Raw genomic sequence first — 20,341 nt, forward strand, 5'->3', positions numbered from 1 at the left:
CGTCCCGTACGGCCTGCGCCTGACCGCAGACCGTACGGACCCCGGAGTTCCACCCTTTCCCTGACTTCGTTCGTCCATCCCTGGGAGCGCTCCCGCATGACCGCCGTACGACCCGACATCGCCCCGCAGCGGGCACCCGAGGCAACGAACTTCCCGACCGGTTTCGTCTGGGGGGCGGCCACTGCCGCCTACCAGGTCGAGGGGGCCGCCGCCGAGGACGGCCGCACCCCTTCCATCTGGGACACCTTCAGCCGCACACCGGGCAAGGTCCGCAACGGTGACACCGGCGACATCGCCGCCGACCACTACCACCGCTACCGCGACGACGTGCAGCTGATGAAGCAACTGGGCCTGAAGGCCTACCGCTTCTCCATCTCCTGGTCCCGGGTGCAGCCCACCGGGCGGGGCCCCGCCGTCGAACGCGGTCTGGACTTCTACCGCAGGCTCGTCGACGAACTGCTCGAAGCGGGCATCACCCCTGTCGCCACGCTCTACCACTGGGACCTTCCCCAGGAGTTGGAGGATGCGGGCGGCTGGCCGCAGCGCGTCACCACCGATCGGTTCGCCGACTACGCAGCGATCATGGCCGGCGCCCTCGGCGACCGCGTCGGCATGTGGACCACGTTCAACGAGCCGTGGTGCTCGGCCTTCCTCGGATACGGCTCCGGTGTGCACGCTCCCGGCCGCACCGAGGCCGCGTCCGCACTGCGGGCGGCCCACCACTTCAACCTCGCCCATGGCCGGGCGATCGAGGTTCTGCGCGGTCAACTCCCCGCTAGCGCGCAGACCTCGGTCACCCTCAATCTCCACCAGGTCAGCCCGCTGACCGACAGCGCGGCCGACGTGGACGCTGCCCGCCGGATCGACGCGGTGGGCAACCGGGTGTTCACCGGACCGATGCTGCGCGGTGAGTACCCCGAGGACCTGATCGCCGACACCTCGCACATCGTGGACTGGTCGCAGCTGGTCCACGACGGCGACCTGGCCGCGATCTCCCGTCCGGTCGACGTCCTGGGCGTCAACTACTACACGCCTACGCTGGTTTCCGCGCCTGCCGAGGGCGTCGGCGACTCGCGCAACGACGGCCACGGCGTCAGCGACTACTCCCCGTGGCCCGGCTCCGAGCACGTCGCCTTCCACCTCGCCGAGGGGAAGGAGCGCACCGCGATGAACTGGGCGATCGACCCCAACGGCCTGTACAACCTGCTGATGGACGTCACCCGTGAACACCCCGGGCTGCCGCTGATGGTCACCGAGAACGGCGCGGCCTTCGACGACTACGTCTCGCCCGAGGGGCGGGTCGAGGACCCCGAGCGGATCGACTACCTGCACGGCCACCTCGACGCCGTGCAGCGAGCCATCGCCGACGGTGCGGATGTCCGCGGCTACTTCCTGTGGTCACTGATGGACAACTTCGAGTGGGGGTACGGGTACTCCAAGCGCTTCGGCGCGGTGTACGTGGACTACGCGTCCCAGCGCCGCATCCCCAAGGCGAGCGCCCACTGGTACTCCGACGTGATCCGCCGCCACGCGCTTCCCCCGACCGACGCCTCCTGACCCCCGCTGGCCCCTGGGACCCGGCCCTGTGCCGGGTCTCAGCCGATTCCGCCCTGCAGTCGCGTCCTCCCGCCCCCCGGACGCTGCGCGACCCTTGACCACGCGCGTAGAGTGGGAGCGCTCCCAAGAGGAAGCTGCGGTGCGGGCGGTCGGCCCGATGGAGTGTCAAGGGATCCCACATCGGGACTTGGTTTGGTTATCCGACTGTGAGAAATTGACCGCGAACGGGAGGCGGCCATGACGGTAGCGCGAGTACGGAGCGGTGGGCGGCCCACGCTCGAAGAAGTCGCGGCACGAGCGGGGGTGGGGCGCGGTACCGCCTCGCGGGTCATCAACGGTTCACCACGGGTCAGCGCGCACACGCGTGAGGCGGTGGAGGCGGCGGTCGCCGAGCTGGGTTACGTACCCAATCGCGCGGCCCGCGCCCTGGCCGGGAACCGCACGGACGCCATCGCCCTCGTCGTGCCCGAGTCGGAGAGCCGCTTCTTCGCCGAGCCGTACTTCTCCGACATCGTGCGGGGCGTCGGGGCCGCCCTCGCCGAGACCGACATGCAGCTGCTGCTCACCCTGGCGGGCAGCGACCGCGAGCGCCGGCGGCTGGCCCAGTACCTGACCGCGCACCGCGTCGACGGTGTGCTGCTGGTCTCCGTGCACGCCGACGACCCCCTGCCCGACCTGCTGGAGCAGCTCGGGATGCCGGCCGTGATGAGCGGCCGCAGATCCGCCTCCGAACCGCTTGCCGCGGTCGACTCGGACAACTTCGAGGGCGCCCGCAGCGCCGTCGACCATCTGATCTCCAGGGGCCGCCGGTCCATCGCCACGATCACCGGGCACCTCGATGTGTACGGTGCCCAGCGGCGCCTCGACGGCTACCGCAAGGCGGTCGCCTCCGCCGGTCTCGACCCGGACGAGCGGCTGATCGCCCCCGCCGACTTCACCGAGGAGGGCGGTGCCCGCGCCATGCGCGACCTGCTGGCCCGCCGGCCCGATGTCGACGCGGTCTTCGCCGCCTCCGACGTGATGGCCGCGGGCGCCCGTCAGGTGCTCCGTGAGGAGGGCCGGCGCATCCCGGACGATGTGGCGCTCGTCGGCTTCGACGACTCGGCCGTGGCCCGCCACATGGACCCCGCGCTCACCAGCGTGCGTCAGCCGATCGAGGAGATGGGCCGGGAGATGACCCGGGTGCTGCTCCAGGAGATCGCGGGCGAGGACCTGGAGCGCCCGCAGATCGTGCTCCCCACCGAGCTGATCGTCCGCGACTCGTCGTGACGCCCGCAGCCGGGCCGACAACGGTGTGACGACCCTCACTCGGCCCTCTGGTGAGAGGGCGTCACATGGCGAAGGGCCCCGGTCCGAAGACCGGGGCCCTTCCCTTCAGGGTGAGTAACGGGACTCGAACCCGCGACATCCTGGACCACAACCAGGTGCTCTACCATCTGAGCTATACCCACCGTGTCCGGTCTTTTCTGACCGGCCGAGAAAAAGTGTACAGGGTCCGAGAGGGTGCTCGCGCCCCAGTTGTTCAGCCGCTGATTCCGGACCTTGAAACGCCCGTGACCAGCGGCTTCCCGAGGTCCTACGACGGGGGCGCCGTCAGGCGTGTCGCGATGGCCTTGGCCTGCTCCGAATCCGGCCCGGGCTGCGGTACGAAGATCGCCTCCCGGTAGTACCGCAGCTCCGTGATGGAGTCACGGATGTCCGCGAGCGCCCGGTGGTTGCCGTTCTTCTCCGGACTGTTGAAGTACGCCCTCGGGTACCAGCGGCGGGCCAGCTCCTTGACCGAGGACACATCGACGATCCGGTAGTGCAGGTAGCCCTCCAGGGCCGCCATGTCCCGGGCCAGGAATCCCCGGTCGGTACCGACCGAGTTCCCGCAGAGCGGCGCCTTGCCCGGTTCCTTCACGTGCTCGCGCACATAGGCCAGCACCTGGGCCTCGGCGTCGACGAGCGTGGTGCCGCCGGCCAGCTCGTCGAGGAGGCCCGAGGCGGTGTGCATCTGCCGCACCACCTCGGGCATCGTCTCCAGGGCCCTGTCCGGCGGGCGGATCACGATGTCCACCCCTTCGCCGAGCACGTTCAACTCCGAGTCGGTGACCAGTGCGGCCACCTCGATGAGTGCGTCTTCCGTCAACGAGAGCCCGGTCATCTCGCAGTCGATCCACACCATGCGATCGTTCATACGTCCCACCCTACGGGGCGCTGCGCTGCCCCGGCAGGGTCGGGCGCCCGGTGGCGTAGGCGTCCGAGCCCGGCTTCCCGTGCTCCGGCTGCCCCGCCCCGGCCGCCGTGGAGGCTGCGGCCGGAGGGCCCGACGGGGTCGCCGTCAGGCCGGCCCTCCGGCTCGCGGACGTGCCCTGATAGGGCGCGACCGTCTCGATCGCCGTCGCCACCGGCTCCATGGGTCCGCCCTGCGGACGGCGGGCCCGGTACGCGGCCCGGTACGCGGCGGGGGAGGAGCCCAGCTGGCGCCGGAAGTGTCCGCGCAACGCGACCGGCGAGCGGAAGCCGCAACGGCCCGCGACCTCGTCGACCGAGTAGTCGGACGTCTCCAGCAGCCGCTGCGCCTGCAGCACGCGCTGGGTGATCAGCCATTGGAGCGGTGCGCTGCCGGTCAGCGAACGGAACCTGCGGTCGAAGGTCCGCCTGCTCATGTAGGCGCGCGCGGCGAGCGTCTCCACGTCGAACTGCTCGTGGAGGTGCTCCAGCGCCCAGGCCACGACCTCGGCGAGCGGGTCGGAGCCGATCTCCTCAGGTAAAGACCTGTCGAGGTAGCGCTCCTGACCGCCACTGCGCCGCGGGGGCACGACGAGCCGGCGGGCCAGGGCCCCGGCGGCCTCGGTGCCGTGGTCCGTGCGCACTATGTGCAGACAGAGATCGATCCCTGCCGCTGTCCCGGCGGAGGTGAGCACATCGCCGTCGTCGACGAACAGCTCACGCGGATCGACGTGGACCGACGGGTAGCGCTTGGCCAGCGTCGGTGCGTACATCCAGTGCGTGGTCGCGGGACGGCCGTCCAGCAGCCCCGCGGCGGCGAGCACGAACGCGCCGGTGCACAGCCCGACGATGCGGGCCCCTTCCTCATGGGCGCGGCGCAGCGCTTCCAGTGCCTCGGCGGGTGGTGGCGAGGTGATCGAACGCCAGGCGGGCACCACGACGGTGCCTGCTCTGCTGATCGCCTCCAGCCCGTACGGCGCGGTGAGTTCGAGCCCCCCGGTGGTGCGCAGCGGACCCTCCTCCCCGCCGCAGACGAGAAGTCGGTAGCGCGGAACTCCCGCGTCCTGCCGGTCGATCCCGAACACGGAGAGCGGGATGGAGCTCTCGAAGATGGGGCCGCCGCTGAACAGCAGGACGGCGACGACTTCCCGACGTCGTCGTCCGCCGAGCTTCCGTACAGCCTCCGTTGCGGCGGCGGAGTCCTGGCTCATGACGCTAAGCCCCCCTCGGTGTTCGCGTCTTCCTGGTCCTTGCGGGCCTGTCGCTCCTGCACGTTTCCCCTCGGTCCTGCACGAGTCCCCAGTCTTCGACACCCAAGATCGAATCTACTGCGTCTCGTGGTGCCGTCGTGACAAGTTGACCAACCAGCGCTATGTCGACATGGCCACTTGCCGGGAAGCATTCGATCACGAAGCGTTCCACCCCCGGGCCGTGCAGGGAAGTGCGCCTCCCGTTCGTGGCCCGTCCCTGTCGGGTGGAAGCGTACCGCGTGGTCTCTTCTTGCCTGGTAGCAAGGGGGTTGATCGGCCAATTCGCCAAGGATTCGGCAGGGGTGAGAAGTTGGCTGAAAACATACGGTTGCGTGTGCCGGATTCAGTCGTTCGACCGGCGTACGACCCCTCTGCGCGACTGCTCCTGTACACCCCCTCGGTCCGGTGGGCGGCCACGTGTTCGGGCCGGCGGAGCAGGGTGCGGCAGGCGGCGGTGCCGACCCGCGAGACCGAGGGTGAGGGCGCGTGCATCGCCGGCGGATGTGCCGTACGCCACGAGGGCGGCCGGTTCGGGCAGGCGGCTGAACACCGGGCGGCGGACCACGCCGGTCGCGGACCGGTCGGCGGTGGTGGCGGGCGCGGTCGGTCGGGGCGGGTGCGGGCGCGGCGTCGCTCCTCGGGGTGGCGCGGTGACGCGTTGCGGTGGTCACCCTGCGGGGTGGTGACTCCGTGGTGCCACTCGGTCGCCGACGGGTGTCCGCCGCGGCCGGTCGCCAGGCGCCGTCCCTCGCCCGGACGGCCTCGGTGTACCACGCAACCGGCATTGCCATCCGCGGCTGCCTCGGGCATGCTCCGTGGAACGTCGCACGCGCTTTGCGGGGGTCTGGGCAGTGGAGGAGTGGCGCCGTACCCTTGGGGGTAAGGGGTTGGGAAGATGATTCCAGGACACCACAACACCGCCCGCTGATACACCTTCCCCAAGCAGCTCTCTCCTCACGAGGACTCTCTTCGCCGAGACACCGATGGCCGGTCACGAAATCCCCGAACCCGCGGACCGCAAGCAGGTAGCCGACCCACTGTCGGACCCCCTGGCGGTCGAAGAACCACGCCACTCCTGCGATCCCGCCTTCCGGCATGGGGTCGTGGTCGGCTTCGACGGCTCCACGTCCAGTGAGCGAGCCCTCGCCTATGCCATCGGGATGGCCCGAAGATCAGGTTCCGGCCTGATCATCGTCCATGTCGCCAATCGGCTTCCGACCACGGTCTGGGCAGGCTGCGAGCCGCCCGTCTTCGTCGACGTGCCCGATCACCGCACCGAGGTCCTCGGTCTGGAGCTCGCCTGTGCGGACTACCTCTCCGAGGTGCCGTGGGTGCTCGTCGAGCGGGGCGGCGACATCTGCCACGAGTTGGAGGAGGTCGGCCGGGAGTACTCGGCCGACGCGATCGTCGTCGGCTCCACGCACGGCATCGTCGGCCGGATCTTCGGCTCGGTGGCGGGGCGGCTGGCGCGGCGCGCCCAGCGCCCGGTCGTGGTCATTCCCTGAGCTCCTCCAAGGGCTGTCCCGTCGTCACGCTGCCGTCGTCCGGCCGGAGGCCCGTGCGGCAGGCGGCAGATGGCGACGGGACCCAGGGTTCTTTCTTCCTGACGCGGAGGCGTCCTGGCCGGATGGCCGACGTGGCGTCAACTCGCCCTTGAAAACAGGCAATCTACTCACCCGTAAAGGTGGATTGTGTGCTTGTGAAGGGTACATAAGGGTCACTGGGAAACAGCACCACTGCCTTTGAAGGGAGCCCGCCGTGGACAATGACGTCTCTGCGGGAAGCAGCAGCACCTCCACCCTCGGCCATCTCGCTCTGGGACTCACCCTGTTGGCGTTCGGCATCGGTCACACCCGGGTCATCGACGGGGTGACGGCGGCCGACGCCGTCTCGCTCGCACTGTATGTCGGCGGTATCGCCCTGTTCGTCGCCGGACTGCTGGAGTTCCGCGGCGGCAGCGCCTTCACCGGCACCGCCTTCGTCGGGCTCGGCGCCTTCTGGTTCACCTGGGGCACCGGTGCCGATGCCCATGTCTCCGGTCATGCGGCGGGGCTGTTCCTGCTGCTCTGGGCGCTGTTCGCGCTGAGTCTCACCCTCGGGGCGGCCGGCGGCGGTCTGCTCGCGCAGGGGACGTACGCACTGCTCTTCCTGGGGCTTCTGCTTCTGGGCGTCGGGCAGTTCGCCGGCAGTGACGGGCTCGGCAAGGTCGGCGGCTGGCTGGCCGCGCTGGCCGGTCTCGCCGCCTGGTACGGAGCGACGGCGGCGCTGGCCAAGTGGCCGACGGCGCTGCCGGGGCGTGCTGCCGGCCGGGGTGTGACGGCCGCCGGCTGAGGCAGTCACCGGCCGGTGCGACCTGGGGCGGCACCGGCCGAACGGGAGAGAGCGACCCCGCACCTGACGTGGTGCGGGGCCGCTCTCCTGTCGTACGGGTGGTGCGGGCTACTCGACGGTGACGGACTTCGCGAGGTTCCGCGGCTTGTCGATGTCGCGGCCCATGGCCAGCGCCGTGTGGTACGCGAAGAGCTGGAGCGGGATGCCCATCAGGATCGGGTCCAGCTCGTTCTCGTTCTTCGGCACCACGATGGTGTGGTCGGCCTTCTCCTGGACCTGGTGCGCGACCGCGAGGATCCGGCCGCTGCGGGCCTTGATCTCCTCCATCGCGGCGCGGTTCTTCTCCAGCAGGTCGTCGTCCGGCACGATCGCGACCGTCGGCATCGCGGGCTCGATCAGGGCCAGCGGGCCGTGCTTCAGCTCGGACGCCGGGTAGGCCTCGGCATGGATGTACGAGACCTCCTTGAGCTTCAGGGAGGCCTCACGGGCGACGGGGTAGCCGCGCACCCGGCCGATGAACATCATCGACTTGGCGTCCGCGTACTCCGCGGCCAGCTTCTTGATCTCGTCCTCGTTCTCGAGGATCTCGGTGATCTGCGCGGGCAGCCTGCGCAGCCCCTCGATGATCCGCTTGCCGTCGGCGACCGACAGGTCGCGGATGCGGCCCAGGTGCAGGGCGAGCAGCGCGAACGCGACCACCGTGTTGGTGAAGCACTTGGTGGAGACGACGCAGACCTCGGGGCCGGCGTGGACGTACGTACCGCCGTCGGCCTCCCGGGCGATCGCCGAGCCGACCACGTTGACCACACCGAGGACCCGTGCGCCCTTGCGCTTGAGCTCCTGGACGGCGGCCAGCACGTCGTACGTCTCGCCGGACTGGGAGACCGCGACGTACAGGGTGTCGGGGTCGACGACCGGGTTGCGGTAGCGGAACTCGGAGGCGGGCTCGGCGTCCGCGGGGATGCGGGCCAGCTCCTCGATGAGCTGGGCGCCGATCTGGCCCGCGTGGTACGAGGTGCCGCAGCCCAGGATCTTGATCCGGCGGACCCCGCGCGCCTCACGGGCGTCCAGGTTGAGGCCGCCCAGGTGCACGGTGGAGAACCGGTCGTCGATGCGGCCGCGCAGCACCCGGTCGACGGCGTCGGCCTGCTCGGAGATCTCCTTGTGCATGTACGTGTCGTGGCCGCCCATGTCGTACGACTCGGCCTCCCACTCCACGGTGGTCGGCGTGGCCGTCGTGGACGAGCCCTCCGTCGTGTACGTACGGAAGTCGTCGGCCTTGAGGGTGGCCATCTCGCCGTCGTCGAGGGTGACGACCTGGCGGGTGTGGGCGACCAGCGCGGCGACGTCGGAGGCGACGAACATCTCCTTCTCGCCGATGCCCAGGACGACCGGGGAGCCGTTGCGCGCGACGACGATGCGGTCGTTGAAGTCGGCGTGCATGACGGCGATGCCGTACGTGCCCTCGACCGAGCGAAGCGCCTCGCGGACCTTCTCCTCGAGGGTGTCCGCCTGCGCACGGGCGATCAGGTGGACCAGCACCTCGGTGTCGGTCTCGGAGAGGAAGACGATGCCGTCGGCGACGAGCTTCGCACGGAGCTCGGAGGCGTTGTCGATGATGCCGTTGTGGACGACGGCGACCTTGTTCTCGGCGTCCAGGTGCGGGTGGGCGTTCTCGTCGCTCGGGGCGCCGTGGGTGGCCCAGCGGGTGTGGGCGATGCCGGTGGTGCCGGTGAAACGCTTGGGGACGCGGGCCTCCAGCTCGCGAACCCGGCCCTTCGCCTTGACCATCTTCAGCGTGGCGGGCTTTCCGGCCGCTGCCTTGCCGGTGATGACGATGCCCGCGGAGTCGTACCCCCGGTACTCCAGCCGCTGCAGTCCCTCCAGCAGCAGCGGTGCCACATCACGCTTTCCGATATATCCGACGATTCCGCACATAGAATCTCTGCCCCTCCATCGACGTCGTTGTGGTGCCCGGTGCTCAGCCGTAGACGATGCGGCGCAGCTGGCGGAGCGAGAGCTCCGGCGGCGCGACCGCCCGGTGCGGCAGCTCGGCCGCGATGCGTTCGAAGATCTCCGTGTTCACCAGGCCGCCGGACTGCAGTTCGCGGTGGCGGCGGCGGACGAAGTCGTCGGTCGTCTCGTCGAAGTACGCCAGCACATCGAGGATCACCCGGGCGGCTTCGCCGCGCTGGAGCGTGGTGGAGCGCACCAGGTGATCGATGAGGTCGTCGTGCGACGAGCGGCGTTCAGGCACTCGTTGATATTGCGGTGAACGGAGCCTCAACGCAACAATTGTGCCCGATATCGGGCAAGGGTGAGTGTGATCACGCTCTCTTTCGCGCCCGGACCGGTGCCGGAACCGCCCGGGAGGCGCTTCGGCGCGGCCTGTTCGGCGACGGTGACCCCGCCGGTGGTGAGTGTCCCGTCGCGCCTCCTCGGAGGCCTGCCCGCTACTCCACTCCGGCCCTTCTGTGCGCGCTGTGCCACCAGGGAAGACGGGACGGCCCTCAGCGGTCGGTTCGGAGGGATGCCCGTGAGCGCCCCCCGGGGGAAACGGCGATTTCACCCAGCGCCTCACACGCCGGGTGATTCCGTCGGCCGCGGAGCGGGGAAGTGGTCTACACCTTGACCACGCGTGAGACGCACGATACGCATGGTGATGGTTCGTTGCTCAGGAGATCCACAGGTGTGAACCCGTCGAAAGGGACCCGGCTTGTGAGACTGCACAGGACACAGCGCACCGCACTTCCCCGTCTGCTCGGCTCGCTGCTGCTCGTCACGGCGGCCGGAATCTCCAGTGTCGGCGCGGCTCCGGGGGGAGCCGCCGCGCACAGCGGCCAGGCCTCCGCCACCGCGCCCCGTCCGCTCGGGCAGATCGTGCCCGCCCCCGCCGAGGTGAAGGCGGGCGGATCCCCGTACACCATCACCGCGGGAACGAAGATCCGCGTCGACGACGACTCCGGCGAGGCCCGGAGGATCGGCACCTACCTGGCGGGCGTGCTGCGCCCCTCCACCGGGTACGCCCTGCCGGTCACCGACCGCGGTGGCAGTGACGGCATCCGGCTCCGGCTCGGCTCCCACGACAGTGAGCTGGGCGCGGAGGGGTACACGCTGAAGTCGAGCCACGGATCCGTCACCATCACCGCGCGCGGCCCGGCAGGCCTGTTCCACGGCGTCCAGACGCTCCGTCAGCTGCTCCCGGCGGACGTGGAGAAGAACAGCCGCCAGACGGGGCCGTGGCAGGTCGCGGGCGGCACGGTCACGGACGCGCCGCGCTACGCGTACCGCAGCGCGATGCTCGATGTCTCCCGGCACTTCTTCTCCGTCACGGAGGTCAAGCGCTACATCGACCAGCTCGCCGTCTACAAGATGAACAAGCTCCATCTGCATCTCTCCGACGACCAGGGCTGGCGCATCGCCATCGACTCCTGGCCGCGGCTGGCCACGTACGGCGGGCAGACCGAGGTCGGCGGGGGAGCCGGCGGCTACTACACCAAGAGCGACTACAAGGAGATCGTCCGGTACGCCTCCTCGCGCTACCTGGAGGTCGTCCCGGAGATCGACCTGCCGGGCCACACCAATGCGGCACTCGCCTCGTACGCCGAGCTGAACTGCAACGGGGTCGCACCGCCGCTCTACACCGGCACGAGCGTCGGTTTCAGCTCGCTGTGCGTGCCGAAGGAGATCACGTACACGTTCGTGGACGACGTGGTCCGTGAGCTGGCCGCGCTGACGCCGGGCAAGTACCTCCACATCGGCGGCGACGAGGCGCACTCCACCAGCCACGACGACTACGTGACGTTCATGAACAGGGCGCAGGCCATCGTCGGCACGTACGGCAAGACAGTGGTCGGCTGGCATCAGCTGACCGGGGCCACGCCCGTCGCGGGCGCCGTCGCCCAGTACTGGGGTTACGACCGGACGGGCGTCGCCGAGCGCAAGCAGGTGGCGGACGCGGCGAAGAGCGGCACGAAACTGGTGCTGTCCCCTGCGGACCGTACGTACCTCGACATGAAGTACGACAAGGACACCAAGCTGGGCCTGGCCTGGGCCGGCTATGTCGAGGTGCAGCGTTCGTACGACTGGAACCCGGCGACGTACCTCGAAGGCGCCCCGGAGGACTCGATCCTCGGGGTCGAGGCGCCGATCTGGTCGGAGACGGTGACGAACAGCGACGAGGTCGAGCAGATGGCGTTCCCGCGGCTGCCGGGCGTTGCGGAGCTGGGCTGGTCGCCGGCGTCCACGCATGACTGGGACGCGTACAAGGTGCGGCTCGCGGCGCAGGGGCCGAGGTTCTCGGCGCTGGGGATCGACTACTACCGGTCGGCGCAGGTGCCGTGGCCTGTGCAGTGAGGTGACCGGGCGTCCTGCCGACGCTCTGTCCCCGATCGCCGGGCGGGTCTGATCTTCCGGACCCGCCCGGCGATCGGGGCAAAGCTTGCCGTGAGGGTTACTGAAATCCCGCGATCGGGTTCCTGAGTGTGCCGACGAGCTGCAGCGCACCCGACGGGTCCGTCAGGTCGACCATCTGCTTGTTGTTGCGCAGCTGGAGCCGGTTCAGGCAGGACAGTGCGAATTCCTCCGTGAACATGTCGTACTGCTTGAACTTGTCCGCGAGCTGCGGCACCGACTCCTGGTAGCCGGACACACAGGCGGCGACCGTCCGCCAGAACGCCTCCTCGTCGAGGATCCCCTCGGTGGCGAGTCCGGCGCCCAGGAAGCGGAGAAAGCAGTCGAAGACGTCGGTGAGGACCGACAGCAGTTTCCTGTCGTCCGGGACCTCGGCGCGGATCCGCTCGACCTGGGGCGGCAGGACCGCGTCCGGGTCCATGACCGCGATCTCCTCGGCGATGTCCTTGAAGACCGTGCGGGTGACGACGCCGTTCTCGACGACCAGGATGACGTTCTCGCCGTGCGGCATGTACACGAGGTCGTACGCGTAGAAGCTGTGCAGCACCGGCACCAGGTAGGCGTCCAGGTAGCGGCGCAGCCAGTCGGCGGGGGCCAGTCCCGACTCGGCGATCAGTGCCCCCGCGACGGAGTTGCCCTCGTGGTCGGAGTGGACGAGCGATGCCATGGTCGCGACCCGTTCGCCCGGCGCCAGTCCGGGCACCGGACTCTCCCGCCAGAGCGCGGCGAGCATTTTCAGGTACGGGGAGCCCTTCGTGGTGGCCGCCTCGTACGTCCGGTGGTGGTAGCCGATGGCCGCCCGCTCGCGGATGATCGAGAACCGGGCCGCGCGCAGCACCTCGTCGCGCTCGATGAGCCCGGACAGCCAGTCGTTGATCGCGGGCGTCGCCTCCATGTACGCGGCGGAGAGCCCGCGCATGAAGCCCATGTTCAGGACGGACAGTGCCGTCTTGACGTAGTGCTTCTCCGGGTTGCCGGTGTTGAAGAAGGTGCGGATGGACTGCTGCGCGAGGTAGCTGTCGTCGCTCTCGCCGAGGCAGACCAGACGGTGCTGGGCGAGTTCTCCGGCGAAGGTGACGGCCAGTTTGTTCCACCACTGCCAGGGGTGGACGGGGATGAGCAGGTAGTCGTCGGGGTCGAGCCCGAGGCCGGTCAGCGTGCCGGCGAACCGCTGCCGGGTCTCCCCGCTCAGTTCGCCGCTGATCAGCGTCTCGTAGTCGAGCCCGGCGCCCGCTGTGAACGTGGCGCGGTCGCGGCGGGCGGCGAGCCAGACCAGCCGGATCGCGCTCGCCGCTTCGGGGGCGTACGCGCGGTACTCGTCGATGCCGAAGCCGAGTCGCCCGTTGTTGGCGACGAAGCAGGGGTGGCCCTCGGTCATGCCCGTCTCGATCGCCTGGAATCCGGCGGCGACCAGCGCGGCGGAGGTCACCGGTTCCTTGGTGAGTTTGTACGCGGTTCCGGCCAGCGTGGAGGAGATCTCCTCCAGATAGACCGGCAGGATCTCCGCCGAAAGCCCCAGCGTCTCGCGCAGTTCGACGAAGAATTCCAGCGCGTCCAGGGGCAGTTCCGTGCCGTGCCGGTGGCGGGTGACGGAGGCGGCGTCGACCTGCCAGTGGTCGAGCGCGAAGCGCCGGGCGGCGAAGCGGTACTCGGTCGCTGTGTCGTCGCTTCGCACGGCGTAGAGGCCGGTGCCGAGCGGTTCGGGGGTCAGCAGTCGCTCGTGGGTGAACTCGGCGAGGGCTTTGCGGACGAGCTGCCGGTTGGCGGTGGCCCAGCGCTCGGGGGTGAGGTGCGCGACGGCGGCGGTGGTGGTGGTCATCGGGCCTCTCCTTCGCGCGCGGCGTGGAACTGTTCCCGGGTGCATGCGCTGAGCAGGGCGGTCTTCTCCGGCTTGGCGATCTCGCGGAGGACCTCGAAGCCCACGGCCTTGTTGAGCGCGTGCACGGCTGTGTTGCGGACGTCCGGTTCGACGACGACCCGGCGTACCGACGGATCGGCGAACAGCGTCTCCAGCACAGTGGTGATCACGGCGTGGGTGAAGCCGTGCAGCGGGGTGTCCGTCGGGGCGACGAGGAAGTGCATCCCGATGTCGCCCGGATCGGCCTCGTACAACCCCTTGAGCTCCACCTCGGCGGGGTCGTACCGCTCCATCAGGAAGGCGGGCTCTCCGTTGTGCAGTCCCATGAACGCGTCGTGGTGCGGGTTGGCGGCGATCGCCATGTACTCCCGCTCGACGTCCTGCAGCCGGGCGTCGCCCATCAGCCAGAAGGACGCCTTGGGGTGGGTGACCCAGCTGTGCACCAGTTCGGCGTCGGACATGGAGCCCGACCCGCTCGAACCGGGCCGAGAGCTCGGGGAAGGGTCGAGGGCGCGGACGGTGAACGTACCGACGTCAGTGTTCATACGGCGAACTCCTGGAAGGCGATGGACTTCTCGACCGGGTAGTACTCACGGCCGAGCAGCTCGCCGATGATGTACGCGTTGCGGTAGGCACCCATGCCCAGGTCGGGCGAGGTGATCGAGTGGGTGTGCGTGCCCGCGTTCTGCAGGAAGACGCCGCGCCCGGTGGTGTCGATGGAGTAGTTGCGGGCCACGTCGAAGCGGCCGCGGCTGTCGTGGCGCAGCCGGCCGGTGATCGGCTCCAGGAAGGCCGGCGGGGTGTAGCGGTAGCCGGTGGCGAGGATCAACCCCTCGGTGGTGAGGCTGTACTCCTTGTCCTGCTCCTCCTGGTGCAGGCCGAGCGTGTACGTGCCGCTGCTCTCCTCGTACCGCGCACTCCGCAGCGCGGAGTTGGTGAGGAGGCGGGTGGGGACCGGTCCGGGCAGGTTCTTCTGGTAGAGCAGGTCGAAGATCGCGTCGATCAGTTCGCCGTCGATGCCCTTGAAGAGCCCCTTCTGGCCGGACTCCAGCCGGTAGCGGGTCTGTTCGGGCAGGGTGTGGAAGTAGTCGACGTACTCCGGGGAGGTCATCTCCAGCGTCAGCTTGGTGTACTCCAGCGGGAAGAACCGCGGTGAGCGCGTCACCCAATTCAGCCGGTAGCCGTGCACATCGATCTCGGAGAGCAGGTCGTAGTAGATCTCCGCCGCGCTCTGTCCGCTGCCGACGAGAGTGATGGACTCCTTCGCCTGGAGGGCCGCCTTTCTCTCCAGGTAGCGGGAGTTGTGCAGGAAGTCGCCGCCCAGGTCCCGGCACGCCTCCGGGATGTACGGGGGAGTTCCTGTGCCCAGTACCAGGTGCCGGGCACGGAAGACGCTTCCGGCAAGGGTGCGGGCGGTGTAGAGAGCGGTGCTCTCGTCGTACGTGACCGACTCGACGGTCTCGTTGAAGCGGACGCTGCTCAGCCGGCCGGCGGCCCACCGGCAGTAGTCGTTGTACTCGGTCCGCAGCGGGTAGAAGTTCTCCCGGATGTAGAAGGAGTACAGCCGCCCGCGTTCCTTCAGGTAGTTGAGGAAGGAGTACGGCGAGGTGGGGTCGGCCATCGTCACCAGGTCCGACATGAACGGCGTCTGGAGATGGGCGCCTTCGAGGAACATCCCGGCGTGCCACTCGAAGTCCGGCTTGGACTCCAGGAACACACCGCTGAGTTCGTCGATGTCTTCGGTCAGGCAGGCGAGACCGAGATTGAACGGGCCGAGGCCGATCCCGATGAAGTCGTGGGGGTCAGGAAGCGCGGTCAAGAGAGTCTCCCAGGTACTGCTCGGCGTGGCCGGCGATCAGGTCGAGGACCGCGGCGATGTCCTGTGCGGTCGTTTCGGGGTTGAGCAGGGTGAATTTCAGGTACTGACGGCCGCCGACCTTCGTCCCGGCGACGACGGCCTCGCCGGAGGCGAAGAGCGCCTTGCGGGCGTAGAGGTTGGCGCGGTCGATCTCGGCGGGTGAGGTGACGGCGTCCGGGACGCAGCGGAACACCAGCGTGGAGAGCTGCGGCTCGACGACGACGTCGAAACGCGGGTCGGCGGTGAGCAGCCGCCAGCCCTCGGCGGCCAGGTCGCAGACCTCGTCGAAGAGCTCGCCGATGCCGTCCGCGCCCATGACGCGCAGGGTCATCCACAGTTTGAGTGCGTCGAATCTGCGCGTGGTCTGCAGGGACTTGTCAACCTGGTTGGGGATGCGCTCGGCTGCCATGCGATGCGGGTTGAGGTACTCCGCGTGGTACGTGGCGTGGCGCAGGGTGGCCCGGTCGCGGACCAGCACGGCCGAGGAACTCACCGGCTGGAAGAAGGACTTGTGGTAATCCACGGTCACGGAGTCGGCGTGCTCGATGCCGTCGAGGAGATGGCGGCGCTCGCCGGAGGCGAGCAGTCCACAGCCGTACGCGGCGTCGACATGCATCCAGGTTGAGAACTGCTGGCAGAGCGCGGCGATTTCGGGCAGCGGGTCGATCGAGCCGAAGTCCGTGGTGCCCGCGGTGGCGACGACCGCCATCGGGACGGCACCCTCGGCGACGCACTGCTCGAGCGTGCGGGCGAGGGCCACGGTCTGCATGCGCTTGTTCTGGTCGACGGGGACGGAGACGACGGAGTCCGGGCCGAGACCGAGGAGTTTCGCCGACTTCTGGACGCTGAAGTGGCTGCACTCGGAGGTGAGGATCCGCAGTCGGTCGAACTGCCCGGGGCGGCACTTGGCCTCTTCGCGGGTGAGCAGCAGGGCGTGCAGGTTGGACTGCGTGCCGCCGCTGGTGAAGATGCCGTCGGCGGCCGGGCCGAGGCCGATCCTGGCCGCGGTCCAGTCGATCAGCCGGCGCTCGATCAGGGTGCCGCCCGCGCTCTGGTCCCAGGTGTCCAGGGAGGAGTTGACGGCCGAGAGGACGGCTTCACCGAGGACGGCGGGGATGACCACCGGGCAGTTGAGGTGGCCCAGGTAGCGGGGGTGGTGGAAGTAGACGGCGTCACGGAGATAGACGCGGTCGAGCTCGTCGAGGGCGGCGGACGCATCGCCCAACGGACGGTCCAGGTCGATCGCGTCGACGACCGGGGAGAGCTCGTCGACGGAGATCCCGGTGAACGGCCGGTCGGTGGCGGCGAGTTTGGCTGCGACCCGTTCGATCCCTGCGGTCACGGAGCGACGGTAGTGCTCCGCAGTCGAGTCATTGAGCAGGTGCGAACGCATGAAGGGGTCCTCCCGGATGCGGGGAAACTTCATCGGCGCCCTCAGGGCAGAGGAATGGGGGGCGAGGGCTCGATGTCGAAGTTAGGTTAGCCTAACCTAACTTCACATCGATTTGTTCCCTCGCCCCCCACGGGACGCCGAAGTTGTCCGGATCACGCGTCCTCGGTGGCCGCTTCTGCGCGCAGCTGCTCCTCGCTCATCCCGCGGCGCCAGTAGCCGACGAACGTCACCCGCCTGCGGTCGAACCGGCGCTCCTGGACCAGATGGCGGCGCAGCGCCCGTACGTTCGACGACTCGCCCGCGATCCAGACGTACGGGGTCCCCTCGGGCAGCTCGGCGGCGCGTACGGCGTCCACGGCGGACGGAGCGCCCTCGTCCCGGACGAGCCAGCTGATCCGGGCGCGGGCCGCGGTGGTGAGCGCCTGGCGGTCCTCGGTGTGCTGGACCTCGAGCCAGACGCGGGCCTGCATGCCGGCGGGCAGCCACTCCAGGGCTGCCGACGCGGCGGGCAGCGCCGTCTCGTCGGCCCAGATCAGCACCCAGTCGGTGTCCTCGGGGGGCCGGAAGCGGACGGCCGTGTTGTCCTCGACGGCAGGGCCGAGCGCCTTGAGGAGATCGCCGGGGGCGGCGGTGGCGGCCCAGCGGCAGGCGGGTCCGCCGTCCTCGTGCAGTGCGAAGTCGATATCGATTTCGGTCGATCCGTCAGGGGCGCGGCGCTGCGCGCGGACGGTGTACGAGCGCATGACGGCCCGTATGTCCTCGGGTAGTGCACGCCAGGCGGCGAACCAGTTGCCGTCCTTGTCGACCGGAACGACTGGTTCCGGCTGGTCGGGGTGCGGCAGGAACAACGACAGGCTCTGGTCGCGGCCCCCGGCGGCGAAGCCGTCGAGCCCCGGACCGCCGAAGGTGATCCGGAGCATGGAGGGTCCCAGCCGCCTGGTCCGGGTGACCATCAGGCCGAAGAGCCGGAAGGGGGTGACGGGGGGTGCGGCTGCGCTCGTCATGCGAGGGCTCCTTCCAGGAACCGGGAAGCGAAGGAAAACGGCCCGGCCCGGCCGGGGGACAACCCGGGCCGGGCCGGAGGCGAGGGTGCCTGGCGCTCGGTCAGCTGACCTTCTTCGCGTCCTCGATGGCCTTCGCGAGGTCCTCGAGGATCGGCGCGCACTTGTCGTAGGAGTAGATCGGCTCGGTGGTGCGCGGGATAACCTGACCGGCCTTGACGGCGGGCAGCTGCGCCCAGGTCGGCTTGGACGTCAGGGCGTCGGGCTGCAGGGCCGAGGAGCGGTTGTCCATCATGATGATGTCGGCGTCGTACTTGTCGACGTTCTCCCAGCTCAGTTCCTCGAAGAAGCCCGCGGCGTTGACCTTCGGCTCGACGAACTTCACACCCAGCTCCTGGAAGTACAGGGTGTCCGCGGACATCCTGGCGAGCGAGACGTAGAAGAGGTCCTGGCTGGCCGAGCCGATCATGACCTTGATGTTCGGCTTGGACTTGGCGGCGGCGCGCAGCCGGGCCGCGGCCTTCTCGAAGCGGGCCTTGGCGTCGGTCACCGCGGCGGCCTCGACGTCGGCGCCGAGGGAGGCGGCGAGATCCTCGTGGCGCTGGATCGCCTTGGGAATGGTGGTCCGGGCGGCCCAGAGGGCGACGCTCGGGGCCAGCTTCAGGATCTTGTCCTTGGACTCGTCCGGCACGTACCAGAGGGCGTCCTTCTCCCACATGGCGGTCACGAGGAGCTCCGGGCCGAGCGCCGCGTACTTCTCGACGTTGAACTCGCCCCAGACGTTGCCGAGGATCTCGACCTTGCTGACGTCGAGGTCGCCGGCCTGCACATCGGCCTTGCCGTCCTTGGTCTTCGTCGGGCCGAAGACGCCCTTGACCTCGATGCCGTAGTCGTGGAGGGCGGCGGCGACACCGGTGAAGGCGACGATGTTCTTCGGGACCTTTGCGGCCTTCACGGTCTGACCGCGGTCGTCCTTGAACGTCCATGGCCCGGACTTCTCGGCGGTCGAACCCGAGCCGGAGCCGGAGTCCTTCGAGTCGCTGTCGCCGCACGCTGCGAGTACGGCGCCGAGACCGACGGCGCCGCCGGCGGCAAGCAGGCCGCGACGGGAGAGGGGGGTGGTCCGGACCTTGGGCATGGGTGTGTCTGCTTTCGTACGCGCCGGTGGGCGCCCGCTGACGAGTTCAAAGGTAGGTTAGCCTAACCTCACCTACTGTCCAGGGGGTGGCCTGCCCGACCGGCCCGGCTACCAGACGAGCACCCCGCCGCCGACGTCCTGGGCCCGCCGGGCCGCAGCGCTGATGTTGGCCAACCGCTCGGCCACGTAGCCCTCGCGGTAGCCGCAGTGCGCGTCGAGCTCCGCCGCGTGCGGGCGCAGCAGTTCGCACTCGGCGAGGAAGTCCTCGATGTCCTCCGGCTCGACGTACAGGTCGTAGGACGCGAGCTCCGGCAGGAACCGGGCCCCGAGCGCCCGGACCCGCTCCGACCCCCACAAGTCGGTCCGGCAGCTCTCGAACCCCGCCATGTCGCTGCCGTCCGGTGGGTCGTCGAGGAGGTGCGGCTTGCCGCTCTTCCCCCGTACGAAGGTGTGCACCAGGAGCGTCATCCGCCGAAGTCCTTCCGGCACGCGTCGAGTCCGGCGATCCGCACATCGACGGTGCGGTGCTCCTCCCAGCGGTCGCGGACGATCCGCAGCCGCTGCAGGGTGACGGGAGCGCCCCGCAGCGCGGCCACCTCCAGCCCGTCCGGCAGATAGCCGAGCCGGCGCGAGACGCCCAGCGAACGGGGGTTGTCCGTCATCGCGGACGAGATCGCGCTCCGGGCGCCGAGCCCGGCGAACGCCAGATGCAGCACGGCGGCCCGCATCTCGGTGCCGATGCCCCGGCCCTGGTGCGCCAGCCCCAGCCACGACCCGGTGTGCACCTCACCGGTCACCGTGAAGTCGCGTGCCCCGAGGTCCTGCCGCCCGACGACCTTGCCCTCGTGCAGCACGACGAGGCTCAGGACCCAGTCCCGTACGGACCAGTCGGCGACGGTGGACAGTACATGCTGGTACACGGCCCGGCCGCGTTCGGCGGGCGGGCCGTCGGTCCAGGGCACGGTGAACGGCATGCTGTCCGGCGCATGCACCCCGTCGGCGGCGACGCCTGCCAGGTCGTCGAGCAACTCCAGGTCCGGCAGGCGGAGTTCCAGGCGGGGCGTGCGGATGCGGAGCCCGTACAGGGGCCAGTGCCGAGGGTTCATGAACAGACTCTGCCGGGGCGGTCCCGGACCTGTCGAACGAATTGCCCGTGGCGCGACGTCGTACCGGGCGGCTCGTCGAGGCTGCCGCGGCGGCTCTCGGCGGGCGGTCCTCCGCGCCGAATCGTGGCGGTCTGCTTGTGGCGCGAGAAAGGTCACCGCTGACACATGGAGATCTTCGCGCTCGAAGAACACCTGGCCACCGGAGAAGGTTCCGCCGTGCGT

The 20,341-nt window shown here is 69.5% G+C and carries 17 protein-coding genes and 1 tRNA gene; 5 read left to right on the plus strand and 13 right to left on the minus strand.

Annotated elements, in window-relative coordinates; genetic code table 11:
• The first annotated feature begins 96 nt into the window (after nucleotides 1-96).
• Together OG395_RS33250 and OG395_RS33255 are read left to right on the plus strand one after the other, a co-directional pair.
• Nucleotides 97-1,557, plus strand: a complete 1,461-nt coding sequence (locus OG395_RS33250) for a GH1 family beta-glucosidase (RefSeq protein WP_327246215.1) — start codon at nucleotides 97-99, stop codon at nucleotides 1,555-1,557.
• A 237-nt stretch (nucleotides 1,558-1,794) separates the two neighbouring features.
• Complete coding sequence (locus tag OG395_RS33255; RefSeq protein ID WP_266985367.1) at nucleotides 1,795-2,826, plus strand: LacI family DNA-binding transcriptional regulator; 1,032 nt, start codon at nucleotides 1,795-1,797, stop codon at nucleotides 2,824-2,826.
• A gap of 109 nt (nucleotides 2,827-2,935) precedes the next feature.
• Here OG395_RS33255 and OG395_RS33260 read toward each other — a convergent pair.
• The 3 genes from OG395_RS33260 to OG395_RS33270 all read right to left on the minus strand — a co-directional run bounded on the left by OG395_RS33260 (nucleotide 2,936) and on the right by OG395_RS33270 (nucleotide 4,982).
• Nucleotides 2,936-3,008 (minus strand) — tRNA-His (locus tag OG395_RS33260).
• Nucleotides 3,009-3,133: 125 nt separating this feature from the next.
• Nucleotides 3,134-3,736, minus strand: a complete 603-nt coding sequence (gene orn, locus OG395_RS33265) for an oligoribonuclease (RefSeq protein WP_327246216.1) — start codon at nucleotides 3,734-3,736, stop codon at nucleotides 3,134-3,136.
• A 10-nt stretch (nucleotides 3,737-3,746) separates the two neighbouring features.
• Nucleotides 3,747-4,982, minus strand: coding sequence for a helix-turn-helix domain-containing protein (locus OG395_RS33270; RefSeq protein WP_327246217.1), 1,236 nt, complete (start codon nucleotides 4,980-4,982; stop codon nucleotides 3,747-3,749).
• Between the two features lie 1,022 nt (nucleotides 4,983-6,004).
• On the opposite strand from OG395_RS33270, the gene OG395_RS33275 reads away from it, so the two are divergent.
• Both OG395_RS33275 and OG395_RS33280 read left to right on the plus strand, forming a co-directional pair.
• The gene (locus OG395_RS33275; RefSeq protein ID WP_037694266.1) at nucleotides 6,005-6,526 is read left to right on the plus strand and encodes a universal stress protein; all 522 of its coding nucleotides are present in this window, start codon (nucleotides 6,005-6,007) and stop codon (nucleotides 6,524-6,526) included.
• Between the two features lie 253 nt (nucleotides 6,527-6,779).
• Nucleotides 6,780-7,352 (plus strand): acetate uptake transporter, encoded by a 573-nt coding sequence (locus OG395_RS33280; protein ID WP_266985374.1) that lies wholly within the window; start codon nucleotides 6,780-6,782, stop codon nucleotides 7,350-7,352.
• A gap of 108 nt (nucleotides 7,353-7,460) precedes the next feature.
• On the opposite strand, the gene glmS is transcribed toward OG395_RS33280, so the two are convergent.
• Both glmS and OG395_RS33290 read right to left on the minus strand, forming a co-directional pair.
• Nucleotides 7,461-9,290 (minus strand): glutamine--fructose-6-phosphate transaminase (isomerizing), encoded by a 1,830-nt coding sequence (gene glmS / locus OG395_RS33285; protein ID WP_266985376.1) that lies wholly within the window; start codon nucleotides 9,288-9,290, stop codon nucleotides 7,461-7,463.
• Between the two features lie 43 nt (nucleotides 9,291-9,333).
• Nucleotides 9,334-9,609, minus strand: coding sequence for a hypothetical protein (locus OG395_RS33290; protein WP_266985378.1), 276 nt, complete (start codon nucleotides 9,607-9,609; stop codon nucleotides 9,334-9,336).
• 461 nt (nucleotides 9,610-10,070) lie between these two features.
• Between OG395_RS33290 and OG395_RS33295 the strand changes: the two genes are divergently transcribed.
• The gene (locus OG395_RS33295) at nucleotides 10,071-11,708 is read left to right on the plus strand and encodes a beta-N-acetylhexosaminidase (protein ID WP_327246218.1); all 1,638 of its coding nucleotides are present in this window, start codon (nucleotides 10,071-10,073) and stop codon (nucleotides 11,706-11,708) included.
• Between the two features lie 97 nt (nucleotides 11,709-11,805).
• Here the strand turns inward: OG395_RS33295 and OG395_RS33300 are convergent, their stop codons facing one another.
• The 8 genes from OG395_RS33300 to OG395_RS33335 form a co-directional block, all read right to left on the minus strand.
• A complete protein-coding gene (locus tag OG395_RS33300) occupies nucleotides 11,806-13,584 on the minus strand; it encodes an IucA/IucC family protein (protein ID WP_327246219.1) in 1,779 nt (592 codons plus the stop codon).
• On the minus strand, nucleotides 13,581-14,168 hold the full coding sequence (locus tag OG395_RS33305; protein WP_327246220.1) for a GNAT family N-acetyltransferase: 588 nt from the start codon (nucleotides 14,166-14,168) through the stop codon (nucleotides 13,581-13,583). The genes OG395_RS33300 and OG395_RS33305 overlap by 4 nt, the downstream gene beginning before the upstream one ends.
• Nucleotides 14,165-15,442 (minus strand): lysine N(6)-hydroxylase/L-ornithine N(5)-oxygenase family protein, encoded by a 1,278-nt coding sequence (locus tag OG395_RS33310; RefSeq protein WP_327246221.1) that lies wholly within the window; start codon nucleotides 15,440-15,442, stop codon nucleotides 14,165-14,167. The genes OG395_RS33305 and OG395_RS33310 overlap by 4 nt, the downstream gene beginning before the upstream one ends.
• Complete coding sequence (locus OG395_RS33315) at nucleotides 15,426-16,874, minus strand: pyridoxal phosphate-dependent decarboxylase family protein (protein ID WP_327246222.1); 1,449 nt, start codon at nucleotides 16,872-16,874, stop codon at nucleotides 15,426-15,428. The genes OG395_RS33310 and OG395_RS33315 overlap by 17 nt, the downstream gene beginning before the upstream one ends.
• 152 nt (nucleotides 16,875-17,026) lie before the next feature.
• A complete protein-coding gene (locus tag OG395_RS33320) occupies nucleotides 17,027-17,878 on the minus strand; it encodes a siderophore-interacting protein (protein WP_327246223.1) in 852 nt (283 codons plus the stop codon).
• Between the two features lie 100 nt (nucleotides 17,879-17,978).
• Nucleotides 17,979-19,013, minus strand: a complete 1,035-nt coding sequence (locus OG395_RS33325) for an ABC transporter substrate-binding protein (protein ID WP_327246224.1) — start codon at nucleotides 19,011-19,013, stop codon at nucleotides 17,979-17,981.
• A 108-nt stretch (nucleotides 19,014-19,121) separates the two neighbouring features.
• On the minus strand, nucleotides 19,122-19,481 hold the full coding sequence (locus tag OG395_RS33330) for a hypothetical protein (RefSeq protein ID WP_266985394.1): 360 nt from the start codon (nucleotides 19,479-19,481) through the stop codon (nucleotides 19,122-19,124).
• Nucleotides 19,478-20,119, minus strand: a complete 642-nt coding sequence (locus OG395_RS33335; RefSeq protein ID WP_327246225.1) for a GNAT family N-acetyltransferase — start codon at nucleotides 20,117-20,119, stop codon at nucleotides 19,478-19,480. Before OG395_RS33335 ends, OG395_RS33330 begins: the two co-directional genes overlap by 4 nt.
• Nucleotides 20,120-20,341: the final 222 nt, after the last annotated feature.

The organism is Streptomyces sp. NBC_01320, assembly GCF_035974375.1.
In the GTDB taxonomy this organism is placed as follows: domain Bacteria; phylum Actinomycetota; class Actinomycetes; order Streptomycetales; family Streptomycetaceae; genus Streptomyces; species Streptomyces yanii.

Excerpts from the sequence above, each read along its gene's own strand:
- OG395_RS33250 (WP_327246215.1), top strand. The coding sequence starts at position 97 with ATGACCGCCGTACGACCCGACATCGCCCCGCAGCGGGCACCCGAGGCA.
- OG395_RS33255 (WP_266985367.1), top strand. The coding sequence starts at position 1,795 with ATGACGGTAGCGCGAGTACGGAGCGGTGGGCGGCCCACGCTCGAAGAA.
- orn (WP_327246216.1), bottom strand. The coding sequence starts at position 3,736 with ATGAACGATCGCATGGTGTGGATCGACTGCGAGATGACCGGGCTCTCG.
- OG395_RS33270 (WP_327246217.1), bottom strand. The coding sequence starts at position 4,982 with ATGAGCCAGGACTCCGCCGCCGCAACGGAGGCTGTACGGAAGCTCGGC.
- OG395_RS33275 (WP_037694266.1), top strand. The coding sequence starts at position 6,005 with ATGGCCGGTCACGAAATCCCCGAACCCGCGGACCGCAAGCAGGTAGCC.
- glmS (WP_266985376.1), bottom strand. The coding sequence starts at position 9,290 with ATGTGCGGAATCGTCGGATATATCGGAAAGCGTGATGTGGCACCGCTG.
- OG395_RS33300 (WP_327246219.1), bottom strand. The coding sequence starts at position 13,584 with ATGACCACCACCACCGCCGCCGTCGCGCACCTCACCCCCGAGCGCTGG.
- OG395_RS33305 (WP_327246220.1), bottom strand. The coding sequence starts at position 14,168 with ATGAACACTGACGTCGGTACGTTCACCGTCCGCGCCCTCGACCCTTCC.
- OG395_RS33315 (WP_327246222.1), bottom strand. The coding sequence starts at position 16,874 with ATGCGTTCGCACCTGCTCAATGACTCGACTGCGGAGCACTACCGTCGC.
- OG395_RS33320 (WP_327246223.1), bottom strand. The coding sequence starts at position 17,878 with ATGACGAGCGCAGCCGCACCCCCCGTCACCCCCTTCCGGCTCTTCGGC.
- OG395_RS33325 (WP_327246224.1), bottom strand. The coding sequence starts at position 19,013 with ATGCCCAAGGTCCGGACCACCCCCCTCTCCCGTCGCGGCCTGCTTGCC.
- OG395_RS33330 (WP_266985394.1), bottom strand. The coding sequence starts at position 19,481 with ATGACGCTCCTGGTGCACACCTTCGTACGGGGGAAGAGCGGCAAGCCG.
- OG395_RS33335 (WP_327246225.1), bottom strand. The coding sequence starts at position 20,119 with ATGAACCCTCGGCACTGGCCCCTGTACGGGCTCCGCATCCGCACGCCC.